This window comes from Pseudomonas bohemica, assembly GCF_002934685.1.
GTDB classification, from domain to species: domain Bacteria; phylum Pseudomonadota; class Gammaproteobacteria; order Pseudomonadales; family Pseudomonadaceae; genus Aquipseudomonas; species Aquipseudomonas bohemica.
Genome location: NZ_NKHL01000067.1, coordinates 1 through 16,094 on the forward strand (window position 1 = coordinate 1; position 16,094 = coordinate 16,094).

11 protein-coding genes are annotated in these 16,094 nt (G+C 59.1%); 1 reads left to right on the forward strand and 10 read right to left on the reverse strand.

Translation table 11 applies throughout. The features are described 5' to 3' along the window. Positions 1–182 precede the first annotated feature (182 nt). From CE491_RS01920 to CE491_RS01960, 9 genes are all read right to left on the reverse strand, one after another. The gene (locus tag CE491_RS01920) at positions 183–2,699 is read right to left on the reverse strand and encodes a TonB-dependent siderophore receptor (RefSeq protein ID WP_110946686.1); all 2,517 of its coding nucleotides are present in this window, start codon (positions 2,697–2,699) and stop codon (positions 183–185) included. Positions 2,700–2,785: 86 nt separating this feature from the next. Beyond that, positions 2,786–3,781 carry a FecR domain-containing protein gene (locus CE491_RS01925; RefSeq protein ID WP_110946687.1) on the reverse strand — a complete coding sequence of 332 codons (996 nt, stop codon included), beginning with the start codon at positions 3,779–3,781 and terminating at the stop codon, positions 2,786–2,788. A 10-nt stretch (positions 3,782–3,791) separates the two neighbouring features. Further along, complete coding sequence (locus CE491_RS01930; RefSeq protein WP_110946688.1) at positions 3,792–4,292, reverse strand: sigma-70 family RNA polymerase sigma factor; 501 nt, start codon at positions 4,290–4,292, stop codon at positions 3,792–3,794. Positions 4,293–4,434: 142 nt separating this feature from the next. Next, complete coding sequence (locus CE491_RS01935; RefSeq protein WP_110946689.1) at positions 4,435–4,938, reverse strand: SRPBCC family protein; 504 nt, start codon at positions 4,936–4,938, stop codon at positions 4,435–4,437. Between the two features lie 31 nt (positions 4,939–4,969). Continuing rightward, positions 4,970–8,422: a non-ribosomal peptide synthetase gene (locus CE491_RS01940; protein ID WP_110946690.1), complete on the reverse strand. Its 3,453-nt coding sequence runs from the start codon at positions 8,420–8,422 to the stop codon at positions 4,970–4,972. Beyond that, positions 8,419–9,363: a diiron oxygenase gene (locus CE491_RS01945; RefSeq protein WP_110946691.1), complete on the reverse strand. Its 945-nt coding sequence runs from the start codon at positions 9,361–9,363 to the stop codon at positions 8,419–8,421. The genes CE491_RS01940 and CE491_RS01945 overlap by 4 nt, the downstream gene beginning before the upstream one ends. A 49-nt stretch (positions 9,364–9,412) precedes the next feature. Then, positions 9,413–10,195, reverse strand: a complete 783-nt coding sequence (locus CE491_RS01950; protein ID WP_110946692.1) for a DUF3050 domain-containing protein — start codon at positions 10,193–10,195, stop codon at positions 9,413–9,415. A gap of 934 nt (positions 10,196–11,129) precedes the next feature. Beyond that, positions 11,130–11,873 carry a GntR family transcriptional regulator gene (locus CE491_RS01955; protein ID WP_110946706.1) on the reverse strand — a complete coding sequence of 248 codons (744 nt, stop codon included), beginning with the start codon at positions 11,871–11,873 and terminating at the stop codon, positions 11,130–11,132. 330 nt (positions 11,874–12,203) lie between these two features. Continuing rightward, positions 12,204–13,208 (reverse strand): aldo/keto reductase, encoded by a 1,005-nt coding sequence (locus tag CE491_RS01960; RefSeq protein ID WP_110946693.1) that lies wholly within the window; start codon positions 13,206–13,208, stop codon positions 12,204–12,206. A gap of 476 nt (positions 13,209–13,684) precedes the next feature. Between CE491_RS01960 and CE491_RS01965 the strand changes: the two genes are divergently transcribed. Beyond that, positions 13,685–14,185, forward strand: coding sequence for a BRO family protein (locus CE491_RS01965; RefSeq protein ID WP_110946694.1), 501 nt, complete (start codon positions 13,685–13,687; stop codon positions 14,183–14,185). 22 nt (positions 14,186–14,207) lie between these two features. On the opposite strand, the gene CE491_RS01970 is transcribed toward CE491_RS01965, so the two are convergent. Further along, on the reverse strand, positions 14,208–15,392 hold the full coding sequence (locus CE491_RS01970) for an MFS transporter (RefSeq protein ID WP_110946695.1): 1,185 nt from the start codon (positions 15,390–15,392) through the stop codon (positions 14,208–14,210). Between the last annotated feature and the right edge of the window lie 702 nt (positions 15,393–16,094).

Consider the following 16,094-nt stretch of genomic DNA (forward strand, 5'->3'; position numbering starts at 1 on the left):
ACTCAGCAGTGAAACGATGCATCGCCGATGGTAGTGTGGGGTTTCCCCATGTGAGAGTAGGTCATCGTCAAGATTGAATTCCGAAACCCCTGTCTGCTTATGCAGACAGGGGTTTTGTCGTTTCAGGGCCGTGAAAAAGCCAGCTTCCGTTGCCGACAAGCTGGCTGATCAACCGGGACTTCTTAGAACTGGTAGCTCACTGTCGCACTGACATTGCGCTCTTCGCCCATATAGCAAAAGTTCAGGCTGGCACAGGATGCGACGTAGGACTCATTGGTGAGGTTATTGGCGTTAAGCCGGACATCGACGCCTTGCAGACCCACCTTGCCCAAGTCATATCCCATCGACGCGTCCCACAATGTGTAGGAAGGCACCTTCATGGTGTTCTCGGCATCAACCCAGCTTGAGCCGACATATCGTAAACCTGTCCCCAGACGCAGCCCATCCAGCGCGCCGCTGTTGAACTTGTAATCGCCCCACACCGATGCCATGTGTTTCGGTGCCTGAGTCGGAGAGTTGCCCTTGTTGTCCACATCGCTCACGGTGCTTGGCATCGACTTCGAGTAATCGATGTCAGTCAGAGTATAGCTGCCCAACACCTTGAAGTTCTCAGTCAGCCGCATATGCGCTTCAAGCTCCAGACCCTGCGAGCGGACAGCCCCGATCGCACGGTAGAAGTTCTCTTGAGGCAGTTTGGTCGCCAGGTTTTCCTGATCGATGCGGAACACAGATGCCGTGAACAGATTGTCAGTTCCTGGAGGCTGGTACTTGATCCCCGCTTCCCACTGCTTGCCATCGGTAGGTGCAAGAGGATTGCCAGCGCTGTCGGAATATGAGTTCGGGTTAAAAGACTCGGAGTAGCTGATGTATGGCGCAATTCCGTTATCGAACAAATACAGTACGCCGGCGCGACCCGTAGTCTTGCTGCGTTTGTCGCTGATCTCGGTGCCTTCAGGACGACCAAACTCAGCAATGCGGTTCTCGTCGGATGTCTCCACCCAGTCATGACGCAAGCCCAGCGAGAAGCGCCACTTGTCCCACTCAATCAGATCCTGCGCATACACGCCGGTTTGCTCCAGACGCCGCAAATAACTGGTGGGATCGTAGTAGCTGATCTCCGAATTGCCATACACCGGGTTAAATGCATTGATCGGCGCCAGTGAGCCGCTCTGCCAATCCACCACCGTTTTGCGCCGCTGATAGTCCGCGCCGAACAGGGCGGTGTGTTTGACGGGCCCTGTGTAGAAATCAGCCTGCAGCATGTTGTCGACGATGTACGAATGCAGGTGCTCATTGGCACCCGAATAATAGCGGTTGAGCTCGTTGCTCGTCGGTGACGTCCAGCCATAGCTGTAGACCTGATCCAGACTCACCTTCGAGTCCAGATAACGGAAGTTCTGTCGCGCGGTGAAGACATCGTTGAAACGATGTTCGAACTGATAGCCGAACGACTGCTGATCACGGCTATAGCCATCGATACCAGGTTCGCCTTCAAAGAAGTGTTCGGAGATGCGCTGGCCGTTGCGCGGGTGCAGTGCGCCGTCTGCAGGGTTGCCGCCGTGGTAGCCGCCTTCAGGGTCGTGTTGCAGGTACGCCTGGAGCGTGAGCGAAGTGTCCTCAGTGAAGTCGATGCTCAGCGTAGGGGCCAGCGCGTAGCGTTTCTCTTCGGCATGATCGAATTGGGTGTCGGATTTGTCGGCCAGACCCACCAATCGATAGGCAATGCGTTTGTCGTCATCCACAGGGCCGCTGAAGTCGAACCCCATCCCACGCTGACCGTTGGAGCCCACTGTTGCCTGAATCTGGTGATAGGGCTCGTACAGCGGTTTCTTGCTGGTCAGCGCAACCAGCCCGCCCGGCGAACTACGCCCATAAAGTACCGATGACGGGCCTTTGAGAATGTCCACGCGTTCGAGGAAATACGGATCGACTTGCATCGTGCTGTAAGTGCCGCTGTCGCCCATGGACTTCAGGCCGTCGAGGTAGATGTTGTCCACCGAACCGTCGTTGAAGCCACGCATCGCCACATAGTCGTAGCGGTGAGTCGCGCCGTAGGGGTTGGTCAGCACCCCCGGCGTATAGCGCATCGCCTGAGCGACGGTCTGCGAGCCTTGGTCATCCATTTGTTCACGCGTCACCACCGACACCGACTGCGAGGTTTCCAGCAGCGCGGTACTGGTCTTGGTCGCGACCTGGCTGTGAGTTGCGTTGTAGCCTTCCATGCTCCCCAGCGCGTTGCCCAGCGCGAAACCCCGAACGTCAGTGCTCGGCAGTGCCATCGCCTGATCATCGGCGCTGCGCAGCACATAGCTGCTGCCGTCCTGGCTGACAGCCTGCAGACCGCTGCTACCCAAAAGTATGGCCAACGCCTGATCGGTCGAGTAATTGCCCTGCAGCCCAGGCGATCGAAGCCCCGAAGTCTGCTCGGGAGTGGCCGACAGCATGATTCCGGCCTGACGCGCGAACTGGTTCAACACGTCTCCCAAGGGACCTGGGGGAATCGAGTAGCTGCGCGCTGGATTGACCATCACCGAAGACTCCGCAGCCAGTGCATGCAATGGCACGGCACAGACGGACAGCGTGGTGGAGATCAGTGCGGCGCGAATAGCCAAACCGAGCAGGGAAGGCGTGGCGGCGTCTGGGCCCAGACGCAGAAACCGATCGGGATGAGGTTGATGTGTATGTTGAAGCCGGGTCATTGCATATTCCGTCGAGGTCGGTAAAGAGGAGGGGTACTGATCTCTAAGCCGGACGTGCTCGGGAAACCCGCCAAAAAAATTGTTTGTTATACATTGCGCTGCAGCGTCACCCACCAGCGCGTGCGGTATTTGAGGCGCACCGGCAGGGTTTGCGGAAGGATCGCCAGCAGCTTGTCGGTGTCCTCCAGACGAAACACCCCGGACAGACGCAACTGAGCGACATCCTGATCGCAGCCAACGTGACCGCGCCGATACCGTGCGACTTCAGCGATAAAGTCACCCAGGCGCATATTGCGCGAGACGATCAGTCCATCGGCCCAGGCGCCCGGGTCCATATCCAGCTCAGATAGCCGTTCCACCCGCTGCCCGCTGATCGAATAGCTCTGACCGGCGTGCACAGTCAGAAGCGATGAGTCCGGGGAGTGAATCAGTACACGGCCCTCCATGACGCTGAGCCGCGTGTGAGCGTCCGCCTGACGCACCACGAAGCGCGCAGCGAGTCCCTCAACCATGCCGAGCTTGCAGCTGACCAGTAGCGGCCGTGGCGTTGTGCTCTGCGCATCGGCGCCGCAGGTGATCAGAATCTCGCCTTTGCTCAGTTTGATCAGGCGCTGCCTGGCGCTGAAGTTCTGATCCACTGCCGAATCGGTATTGAGCTGCAGACGTGTCCCGTCAGCCAGAACGAAGCCGCTGCGCTGGCCGACTTGGGTCGAGAAATCGGCTGTCCACTGCTGCCAAGGCGCAAGGTCCTTCGCCAAGTACGCACCGGAAGCCGCCGCCAACAATCCCGACAGCAGCTTCAGTGTCTGCCTGCGGCCTAGCCGTTGCGCGCTGGTTTCCAGTGCATCGAAGGCGGCTCCGCTGGCAGGGAGTGCCTGAAAGCGGCTGTGCAAGTCAGCGTTGAGCGACAGCACCCGCTGCCATGCGCATTCATGATCCGGATGGGCTGCGCGCCATTGCTCGCAGCGTTGGCGGACCCTGGGGCTGGCGGCATTGCTGTGCAGACGCATCATCCATTCGATGGCTTGCCGAACCACGACGGGCGAAGGCTGCGGCTGATCGACTAGGTTTGCCTGATTCATGCGCCGAGACTCACGTTGCATACTTGAGCAGATAACAGTGATACAGCGCGTCTGCCACATGACGTTCGACGGAGCGCAGGGAGATGCCCATGTGGTCGGCGATCTGCTTGTAGGGCATGCCTTCGCACTGGGCGAGGAGGAATGCACGGCGCACAGTCGGTTTGAGCCCGTCGAGCATCCTGGCGATGCTCTCCAGCAACTCGAACACCAGCTCACGGGATTCTGGCGAAGGCGTTTCATGCTCGGGCAACTGACTGAGGGCTTCGAGGTACGCACGCTCCAGTTCTTCGCGGCGCCAGTGGTCGATCACCAGACCTCGCGCGACGGTGCGCAGAAATCCCCTCGGCGCTTTCAGCTCCGGCAGTGCGCTGCGATTGAGCAGACGCACGAAAGTGTCCTGGGCCAGGTCCGCGGCATCTGCGGCGTTGCCCAGCTTGCTACGCAGCCAGCCATTGAGCCAGCCATGGTGATCGCTATAAAGAGTGCGCAAGTTTGCGTCGTAAGAAGGCATCGAAACGCGCCGTCCCAGCGCCGCTCAAATGATAATTAGTCGCATTGTGTGAAGGCGCCGGAGAATTTGCAACTGGCGATTGCTAGCGACAAAGCCCGCCCAGGCCGATGCCGGGGCGGGTTACGCGTTTGCGCAGGCGTTATCAGGCGAATAGTTTTTGCACGTTGCTCATCGCGTCATCGGCGAAATCCTGCAGGAACGCCTGAAATTCCTCGGCGCTCGCAGGGTTGCCCTCGGCGGGCTCGGCGATAATCGTCCATGTGGCGATACTGGTACTGCGGTTACCGTCATCACTGCCCACCGTCATCGAAGCCCAGAGCTTACCGACGCCAAGGTTGTTATAGAGGGTCGTCCAGGTCATCGAAAACGCTTTGTCGTTGCGAGAATTGAGTTGTTCGACTACCTCCAGGCCGTTTTCCCTGAATTTCTTGTGGCGGATCGAGCCGACGCCGTTGCCGATGACGTCGATGCTGGCCAGCGCCGGGATGAATTTCGTAAAGCCGCCAAAATCACCAACGACTTGCCATACCTTGCTCGCCGCAGCGGCGACCTCCACCGAAGCCACCACCGGCGTGCCTGACGGGTTACTGACCAGGGTGTCGGGTTTCAGGGTGGCTTGTGTGCCGAGTGTGTTGATTGCGTTCATGTCGTTCTCCATTACGTACGTGAGTGTTGTGTCAGATGAAATCGATTTCTTTCAGGTAATCGCAGCCCTTGCGCAGCAGCGCCGGGGTTTTCTGCGGGTAGCGTTCGCCCATGCGCTGCACACCGGCGAGGGCGTTTGGGTAGGCGATCATCGAGATGTCGCCGATGTCTTCCTCGAAGCCGTCGAGATAGAAGCCGAGCACGCCGAACAACGCGTTCTGGCTGTCGACCCTGTTCAACTGGGTCTGCCAGTGCGCGACGCTGACCATCTCGAATTCGCGTCCGGCCTCGCGGAAGGCATCGACGTAGCCGCTCCAACTCAACGGCTCGGGGTTGTGCAGATTGAATACCGCGCGGGCGGGCTGATAACGGCTGCTGTGGAAGCCGATGAAGCGGGCAAGGAAATCCACCGGCATCAGGTCGAAGGTCATCGAGAAGTCGGGAACCTGCCCCAGTTGCATCGAGCCCTTGAGCATCAGCATCAGCCGGTTCTTATGCGGCTGGCACACGCCGGTAACGCTGTTGAACGCGATATTGCCGGGGCGATAGACGTTGACCCACGCCCCCTGATCGCGCGCCTGCTGCAGGATGCGCTCGGCGACCCATTTGGACAGGTTGTAACCGTTCTTGATGTAGATTGGCGGGGTCTCGGCGGCAGGCGCTTCCAGCACACTGCCGTCGGCGTCCACGGCGCTGGAGGCTGAAAGCGTGGAGACGAAGTTGAACACCTTCTTGCTGCGCCCCTCGCACAGTCGCAGGCATTCGAAAATCGGCGCGACGTTATCCCTGGCCAGTGTCTCGTAATCCTGAACGTGATTGACGTTGGCGGCGTTGTGCACCAAGGCGCCGAACTCCTGATCCAGTCTTTCGTATACCTCGTCACTCAGACCCAACTGCGGCTGGGTGACATCGGCCGCATAAACCCGCACCCGACTCAGGTCCAGATGCTCCAGCCGGTTTTCGCGCAGGGCTTCGACGAAGCGGTCCCGGGCCGTCAGCCCATGGCCTTCGCGCACCAGACAGGCCACTTCGGTCGCGCCCCAGGCCAGCAGCGCCTCGACGATGTGCACGCCGAGAAACCCATTGGCGCCGGTGACAATCACCTTGTGCACATCACCCAGCCGGCCGACCGGCAAAACAGGCAGCTCAAACGCGGAGGTGGCGTCTTTGAGCGCTTGCGCACTGACCGTCCAGGACGACGAGCCATCGCTGTCGATCAACGAGGCCAGGTTGATCAGCGACGGCGCCTCGATGAAGCGGTTGATCGGAATGCTGCGCCCGAAATGCTCACGAATCCCCAGCAACATCTGCGACAGCAGGATCGAGTGGCCGCCCAGATTGAAGAAGCTCTCCTCGGTCGAAATATCCCCCGGCGGCAACTCCAGCAGGTCGGCCCAGAGCGTCAGCAGCAGGCGTTCGTTTTCGGTTTCCGGCTGACGGCGGGGCGCTTGCTCGGCCAGATTGACCGGCAGCTGCAGCAGCGCCTTGCGATCGACCTTGCCGTTGTTCGCGAACGGCATTTTGGCCAGCTCGGTGTATGCCGCCGGACGCATGTAATCGGGTAAAAGACGTTCGACATGAGCTTTGAGCAGATGGCGCGCGGCGTCGGGTTCGACACCGTGCGGCTGAGCGAGAAAGGCCAGAATCCGCCGCTGCTCGTCGACCACCACGGCGACTTGCCGATACAACTGGCTGTCGCGCAGGCAATGCTCGATTTCTTCCGGCTCGACCCTGAACCCGCGGATCTTCACCTGATTGTCGCGCCGACCGGACAGTTCGATGCCTTCGCTGGTCCACTTGCCGATGTCGCCGGTTCGATAGGCACGCAGGCTTTCGCCATCGGCCAGCGCGATCTGCACATAGCGTTCTGCGGTCAGCGTTGGATTGTGGATGTAGCCCAGACACACGCCCGGCCCGACGATGTACAGCTCGCCCGGCGTTTGCTCGGCGACCGGCTGCAGCTGCTCATCGAGGATCAACAGCTGACTGTTGGCGATGGGCCGTCCGAGATTGCGATTGCTGCTGCCCGGCTGGAACTGCCCGGCGGTGATCAGTACAGTCGCTTCGGTAGGGCCGTACAGGTTGTGGAACTGGCATTGCGCGGCCAGGCGCTCGATCACGTAAGGCTCGCAGACATCGCCACCGGTGCACAGATGTTCGAGCGTCAGTGGCCGATCCATCGGCAGAATGCTCAACAGCGCAGGCGGCAGAAAGGCGTGGCTGAGGTTCTGCTCGAGCAGTTGAACCAGTTGCAGTGGATCGCGGCGTTGGTCTTCGCCGGCGACTACCAGCTCGGCGCCGCTGAGCAGGGTCGGGAAGATGTCGATCACTGAAGAGTCGAAACTCAGCGTCGAGAACTGCAATACCCGACTGTGCTCCGACAGATTGACGTAATCGGCGTACCAGGCCGTGAAGTGGCTCAGGTTGCGCTGACTGAGCATTACCCCCTTCGGATGCCCCGTGGTGCCTGATGTGTAGAGCGCCATGCAGGGCGTATCCGGCGCAGGCGAGCGGCGCATCAGCGACTGTGCAGTCGGCCGAGCATCGACGTTGCTGATATCCAGCCCTGGCACACATTGGCCCGCCAACGGGTGCTGACCGTCGTGTAGCAAAAGCGCGGCTTTGGCGTTTTCCAGAATGTACTGCTGGCGCTGCAACGGCTGACTGGGGTCCAGCGGCAGGTAAACCGCGCCGTAACCCAGAATCGCCAGAATCCCCGCGAACAGCTCCGCCGATTTCGGCAAGCAGATACCGATCACCAATGGCTCGTTTGCAGACGCCTCCAGCAGCATCTGAATGCGCGCCTGGATCGCCACGCTGTGGGCGCGCAGAGCATTGTAGGTGATGCGATGACCGTCGATGTTCAACGCGACGCGGTTTGCGAATGTGCTGAAGCTGTGGTCCAGCCGCGCCACCAGAGGCTGCTGCGCAATACTCAGCAAATGCGGCTGCGCGGTGTGATTGAAGCGATGTTCGAAGGCCAGTCGATCCAGTCGCTGCAAGCCTTCCTGCCACTCGCTTTGTGGTGGTTCCATCCGTTCCGCACGCGCAAGGTGCTCAGGATCTCGCGAGAAGCGGCTGACCAGCAGCGCGATGTTGTCAATCAGCGTCGCCGTGGCAGTGTCGCGAAGCATGCGACCGTTACCGGTAGGCTCGGCGGGCACCTTCTCGCGGACGATCAGGCGCTGCGCGGTGGCCGATCCATACCAGCACAGCAGCTCTACCTGCGGTAATCCGGGCTGGGTACTCGGAGTCAGGCCCACTCGCAAACCCAGGTGCACCGGCGTTCTGAACGCTTGCAATCGCGCGCTCGGCAGGTCCAGCGTACCGTCCTCAATGAGTATCGACGCGCTGCTCAGGGTGCTGTCTTGCAGGGTCTGGGCATCGACCAGCCGATGAATCTGGTGCCCGTGGCTGTCGAGCTCCACGCTCAGTTCGCTCAAGGCCCGACTGTGGCCGATGAGCACAATCTCCAGACGTTTCATTGCACGCCTCCTGCCGGCAGATAGTCGGCGAGGGCGCGTTGCACACAGATGGAGTCGAGCATCGAGCTGGTCTTGAAGAAGCGTACGATGTTGCCCACCAGCGGGTGATGACGATTGATCGGGAAGCACATTGCCTGGGTTTCATCCCTGAGCGCCTGCTTGATCGGCTCGGCCACTGCCAGATGCTCGATGAGCACGAAGTCGAAGGACTTCTGGATGTCGTTGGTCAAATATTGAGCAATGAATGCTGGCATGATGCGGGCGATGATTTCGCGGTCTTCTTCAGGCGCAGCGTTCCAGTAGATCCTCACCAGCCGCGCCCAGAACCCCGAATGCCGACCTTCATCGAGCAGGTGATCGGCCATCAACCCCTTGATCGATTGCTTGACGGTGTCGTCCTTGGCGAACGCCGCGACATCATTGGTCACGGTGTTCTCGGCGATGGCTACGCAGATCAGCTCCACTGCGCTGCGCAAACGGTCGGGCGCCAGGGCCAGGGCGGCAGGAATCGCCCGGCTCAGCTCGATTTCCGGTGGCAGCTGGATAGGCTGGATGCCTGTCAGCGCAATGGTCTGCTGCATGAAATCCATGGCCACCAGCGCGTGGTAATCCTCGTCGACCACCACCGTCATGGCGTCGTAGCGGCAGGCGAACGGGAAGCGAATCGCGAAGTTGTCCTTGGCAATGCTGCGGGCGGTTTTGTCGACGATTTCAGTCTCGAAAATCACCACGTCGTTGATGAACTTGTACAGGCTCTGGATCAGCGCGAAATCACGCAAATGCGGGCACTCGCGAGTAAAGGTCTCGCTCAGGACCAGCGGCTGGCGGCTCAACGGATAGATGAGTTTTTCGTCATTTTCGACGATGCGGCGCGGGCGGGTGCGGATCGTCGCACGGCCTTCCCAGGCATCGGCAAAGGACAGATAGTCTTCGGCTTTCATGATGTCGTCCTTGTGTGAAGAGCAAAGGGTTCGCGGACTGGCAAGCGGCTCATGCGCTGACCTCCAGCGCCGGTTCGCGCATGCTGTCGCGAAGGGCATCCCACAGGCGGATACGGCTTTCCACGGCCGCGATGGCGGCCTCGTACACCTGTTGATCGCGTTGCTCGTCGCCATCGATCAGCCGTGCGAGCAGCGACTCGGCCGCCGGGCCGTGATCCTCCGAGTCAACCTCGATATGGCGTTCCAGGTAGTAACGAAACGTCGGCGCCTGCTCGGCGGTGATTTCCCAGTCGTCGAGGATGCGTTGAAACATCTGTGGGATGACGCTTTCACGGCCGTGCAGAAAAGCCGCGGCGACACTGTGGGCAGGGGCGTTGAGTGCGATGTCGAGGGTGTCCCGAACGAAATTGGCTTCGGCGTCGCCAGCATTCACGCGGTTGAGCGCGGTTGCGTAATGCATGCCTTGTTTTTGCAGCTCGACGAAGCGCTCGATCCGTGCGGTACTGGCACCGATCTCCCGCATGGCATCCAGGTACAACTCGAAATGGCTGTAGTGATCGTGACGGTTACCGTGACGTTCGTCGGACTCCTCCCCCAACACAATCTCGTTGATCAGACGTGCAGCCTTCGGATCTTTCGGCGGGAGCCACGGTAGCCGGGTGCATGTCAGCTCCTGTTGCAGGCGTTTGGTTAGGGACATGAAGTCCCAGACCGCGAATACGTGCGCCTCCATGAAGCGTCGCAGCACGTGCAGCGAATCAATTTCCGAGAATATCGGATGAGCGCTTAGTTTCGATTTCTTGAGGTCGAGTAGTTGCTTGTTGATATTCATATTGACGTCCTTGAGTTGAATAAGTGTTGCGCAATCCTGTGCTGTCGTTGCGTCTTGTTGGCGATGAGTTGGACGTACTTCGTCTGGCTCAACTAAGCAAACATGAACAAATGGGCAAGCACGATTGCGAGCGAATACTTCGTTTAATGGTCGTAAGTGTTCGAAGCCAGACACGATGAGCGAACGCCGATTGGGCTGATCGGGGGCCTTGCCACGGGGAGCCGGGCTTCGTTTTCAGTGGCGACGAGAAAACGTTAAAGCACTTTTTAATTGTGGGGCAAACACTTTTTAATAATTTTTAGTTAGTGCGAAAACTGCGCGCGAAGAGTGCTTATAAAACTTTTCGGGAAAGCTTTATTTGGACGAGAGCGACCCTTCCGGCTCATTAGAGTCAGAATTGATAATAATGAACGAATGCCTCGTTCAGAGTCGCGCTTTAACTGAATAATCGATTTTGGAAGAATTTTTGTGGGCGACGCAGTTGGGAGTCCCTCATTACGTCCTTGCCCAGGCACAGCTCCTTTCGTTGCTCCATGAGAATTGCGTTTGCGGAACCGACTGCAGGCGAGTTCGTCAGCCGAGTTTGCCTGAAACACAGCAAAGCGCTGCGTTAGCGCGCAGAGAATCACGCAAGAAAGGGCGCACAAACGGGGGCCGAGGGGGCTCGGTGGGGGATTTTCTTTGGACGAGGGCGCCTGCAGCCGCGTGGCATGCGGCGCTTGCGATATGAAGTGGGGTCACGGCCGGCAAGGCCGCCGCTACAGGAAGGGATGCGTTGGGTCAGACGGGGGTTAAACGTCCAGCAACCTGAAGATATGCAGCAGCCTGTTGCGCTGTCATCTGAGGACGTCGTGCCTCATACGCTGGCCAGCAGCTGACGCAAGCAGGGAGATGCTTGAACCGTGAACAGTGGCGTTTCACGATCGTTGCACCCTCATTGAGCGAGGGCGCGCTTCCTTGAAGCCGTGGTGGTCTTGGCGACTTCCGTTGGACGGCTTTTGAGATAGTTGTTGATCGCCTCGACACCGCGGTTCAAGTGCTGTGCGAGCGCACTCACCGTGGCCTCGATTGCACCTGCCTCTGCCATCTGCAATAACTCCAAATGGTCGTGCTGCGACAACTCACCCAGTTCCATGTGCTTGAGATTGAAGCGCAGGAAGCGCTCTTCTTCGTTGAGCCCATCCTCGACCAGCTTGAGCAGGCGTTTGTTCGGCGCTCGAGAATAAAGCGTCATATGGAACAGCCGATTGAGGGTGCCGATGTTCGTGTAATCGGTTTCAGTCTCAAGCTGAACGATGTAATCCCGCGCCGTGGCAATGTCCTGCGCAGTCAGCAACGGAATCGACTGTCGCAGGGCTTCGGATTCCAAGAGGATGCGCAACGCATAGGCATCGGACGCGTCTTCGTTTATCAGCGGCGCCACAACCGCGCCCTTGTGAGTTTCAACACGCAGCAGCGATTGAGCCTCAAGCTGACGCAAGGCTTCGCGCACAGGCATGCGGCTGACCCCGAACAGCGTCGCCAGCTCTTGCTGGCGCAACGCGATCCCTGCGGGCAGGCGGCCATCGAGAATCGCGCTACGTAATTTCTCTTCGATAACGGCACGCGCCAGGTGCGCGGGCGGCTGTTCATTCCCTAGAATTTCCCGGAGAAATTGCTCTTTCTCAGTCCTGCGCATCGTCGCTTCTTCTTCACTGATCAGATATTGGATCCAATGGAACACTAACGGCCCCACCCAGCCTTGTCAAACATTGCAATATCATTTGACCCGGCTGCGGCGGACGGCATTCTACAAGGCTTTCTGGCATCCATGTGCGTGCCACTATCTATCTTCTGATCGACACGAGGCGTCGGAAACGGTCGCCTGGGCACGGAATTTCACAGCGCGCGCCCACAGACAATCGAAGTCACTGCTTCGCAAACCAATGATTGCCAGATGCCATTATTTTGCTCGGTTGGAGGCTCGGCAGCGAGTACCTCCGGTCGCTCTCGCAGACACTGGCGAGCCTTACGAATACCGCCCCGTCACAAAATGCTGGACGTCATTGAAGCCCGGCGTCGAAGCGTGACCCGGCGTCACCAGCGAGTCGATGAAAGCCTCGTCCTCCGCCGTGATCTGCACGCTCAGCGCCTTGGTATAGCTGTCCCATTGCTCTTCGGTACGGGGGCCGACGATGGCCGAGGTCACGGCCTGGTTATTCAGCACCCAGGCAATGGCGAACTCCACCAGTCCGACGCCCTTGTCCCTGGTGTATTGCTGCAACTTCTGCGCGATGTGCAACGACTCGGAGCGCCACTCGGTTTCCAGAATCCGCTTGTCCTGACGCCCCGCACGGGTGCTGCTATCCGGGGTGACATCCGGTGCGTATTTACCACTGAGCACGCCGCGCGCCAACGGGCTGTAAGGCACCACGCCCAGGCCGTAGAACTTGGCGGCGGTGATCTGCTCCAGCTCCGCCTGGCGGTTGACGATGTTGTACAGCGGCTGGCTGATCACCGGTCTGTCGACGCCCAGACGCTCGGCGACATTGACTACTTCGGCGATACGCCAGCCACGGAAGTTGGACACACCCCAGTAACGGATCTTGCCCTCGCGAATCAGATCGCCAATGGCCGAAACCGTCACTTCCAGTGGCGTGCTGTGGTCTTCCTTGTGCAGGTAATGGATGTCGATGTAATCGGTGTCCAGACGACGCAGGCTGGATTCTATCTCGTTGAAGATGTGCTTGCGGTTCAGGCCGCTGGTGTTCGGCGCGGTGTTGCCCGAACTACTGCCCACCTTGGTCGCCAGTACCCATTCGCTGCGGCGTGAGGCGATGGCTTCGCCGACGATTTCTTCGGAGCGACCGGCGTTGTAGACGTTGGCGGTGTCGATGAAATTCACGCCTTCATCCCAGGCCTTGTCGATGATGCGCAGTGATTCTTCGGTGCTGGTCTGCACGCCGAACATCATGGAGCCCAGCGTCAGCGTCGAAACCTTGAGGCCGGATTGGCCAAGAATGCGGTATTTCATTGCTCGATATCCTGTTCGTCAGGGAAATGGAAATCAGAACAGTCTGTGGCAGGCTTGCAAGATGTCTCGTAAAGTCCTTCAGACCGACAGCTCCAGGCCGGACATACTCGCCTGTTTGTGACGGATTTGAACAGTGACAATTGAGCGCCACTGCGCGCGAGCACGATGCGCTCTGCATCACTTGGTTACATCAAATTGGTAAAACCCCTGCATTTGTCGGATTGAGCTGCAGCCGTCATGCCCGGATAATCCCGCCCCGAGCCTAAGAACTCTATAAAGCGTCACCCGCCACGATAGACCGCGGTACTTTTGCGCCTGCGACAAACGTCAGTTTTTCGCAGGCGCTACACTCTGCACGTCTGTCATGTCGGGAGTCGGCTAATACAAGACCCTTCGGGGGAATATGTCGGCACTCCTTTATGGTGTTCTTAGCTCCCGACACCCTTATTCCAAGGGCCAGTAAGGACAGACGCCGCATGGAATCGCATTACGAACCTGTCGTTTTCACCCGCCACGAACTCAAACTTCACGCTCTGATTCTCGAACGCCAGGCCTGGTTCTGCCTGCGCGATCTTGGGCACTTCCTGGGCATGTTTTTCGAAGAGCGCATCGCCCGCAAACTGGCTCCCGACCAGCGCCGCCATGTCCAGCTGCGCTACTACGGCGAAATCAACGATGTGCTGATGGTCAGCGAATCCGCCGCTTACGCGTTGCTGATTTATCACGGCAAGGCCACCCACGACTCGATTCGCAAATGGCTGACCTATCAGGTATTGCCTGTGCTGCACGACCAGCGCATTCCTGCGTTCAACAATGCGCCTACACCGGCGTTGCTGGAGTGGCAGCGGGGAACGATGAGCGTACTGCATTGGCAGGACGAGCCATGGATTCGCCTGAGAGATATGCCGTGTCTGTTGCAGTTGCGCCACAAGGTCGACTGGTGGGCAAAGATCAAGAAAACACTCAAAGGCGCGTGACCGTTGCGGGACATGCTTTGCCTTACAAGACGGAATCTGTATTCGTGAGCTTGGCCCGGCGTCCGGCGAAAAAGCACAGCGTACCGCCCAGGGTTGTCAGGCCAGCCAGCACATAGAACATTGTTGGCGCCGGTGTGTTGATCAATAAATAGCCACAAATCACCGGACTCATCGCACCGCCGAATGCCGCCAGATTCTGCGCTCCCAGATAGCTGCCGCGCAGGCGTTCCGGAGCGATGGTATCGACGAACAGATATTCGGCCGGGTAGATGATCATCTCGCCCAGGGTGAACACGAACATCGCGGCGCACCAGGCCAACGTTGTCTCGGCGAAGCTGAAACCGAACAGGCCGACAGCGAACAGCGCAGAGCCCAGGCAAATCCAGTAAGGCAGCTGTTCGCGTTTCAGAAAACGGCCGATCTGGTACTGCATCAGAATCACGGTCACCGCATTGCAGGCCAGAACCGCCGAGAGAATTTTCAGCGCCTGTCCTGCGGTGTGGGTGACCAGCAAGAACTGCGAGAGATACAACGTATAGCGACCATGCACGACGGTGCTCAGCAGGCTGCCGCCGGTGAACAGAATCAGGGTGCGATCGCTCTTGAGCGTGGAGAGGGTGTCGAGAAAACTGCGCGGCTGGTTTTCGCTATCAGCCACGGTGGGCGGGATACCAATCATCAAAAACATACTGCCGAAGGCAATGGCACTGGCGATCAAAAACGGCGCCAGCGGCAGATGCCCGGCAATCAGCACGCCGAGCATGGGGCCGGTGGCGTAGCCGATGTTGGTCAGCGTGTAGCGCAGGGAGAACACCTTGGCGCGCTGGCCGACTGGCAGGTTCTCGCTGATGATGGCCTTGGAACCGATCAGGAACAGCGCCGAGGCGGTCTCGGTGATCACCAGGGTCAGGGTGGTCAGGTAAACATTCTGGGCGAAGGTCAGCAGGGTGAAACCGATGGCACTGGACAGCATCGCCAGGATAAGCAGCTTGCGCTTCTCCAGCCGGTCGATGATGTAACCGCCATACAACCCCAGCAGCGTCGCCAGGAACACTGCGATTCCCATCAGCAGCCCGACATCCTGCTGGTTCAGGCCCAGTTTGGTGCTCAAGAACAGCGTTAATAACGGGCTGGTCATCGCCCGGCTCATGACAATGGTCAACGAGCAGACCATCAAGCGGCGGATCACGAGGGAGTAAGTGGCCACTGTTGTTTTTATCCTTTGTCAGGCGCAAACCCCTTGTAGGAGCACGCTTGCCCGCGAATGCGATTTGTCTGTGTAAGAGGTAGCCAATGACACAACGCTGTCGCGGGCAAGCACGCTCCTACAGGTTCAGCGTCGTTCGCATCTCTTTGGCCCGACGCAATCCCGGTGGGAGACGTCGGAGGTTACGACGGCAGCGAACGCGGCCAACTCAACGTCGCCTGACCCATTGCTTCGCCACTGTCACACAGCTCCGGTAGCTCCCACAGGTTCAGCGTCGTTCGCATCCCTTTCGCCCGACGCAATCCCGGTGGGAAACGTCGGAGCTTATGACGGCAGCGAACGCGGCCAACTCAACGTCGCCTGGCCCATTGCTTCGCCACTGTCGCACAGCTCCGGTAGCTCCCACAGGTTCGGTGCCGTTCGCACCTCTACAGATTCGGCGTCGTTCGCATCCCTTTGGCCCGACGCAATCTTGGTGGGAGACGTCGGAGGTTACGACGGCAGCGAACGGGGCCAACTCAACGTCGCCTGGCCTATTGCTTCGCCACTGTCACACAGCTCCGGTAGCTCCCACAGGTTCAGCGTCGTTCGCATCTCCACAGATTCGGCGTCGTTCGCATCCCTTTGGCCCGACGCAATCCCGGTGGGAGACGTCGGAGGTTACGACGGCAGCGAACGCGGCCAACTCAACGTCGCCTGACC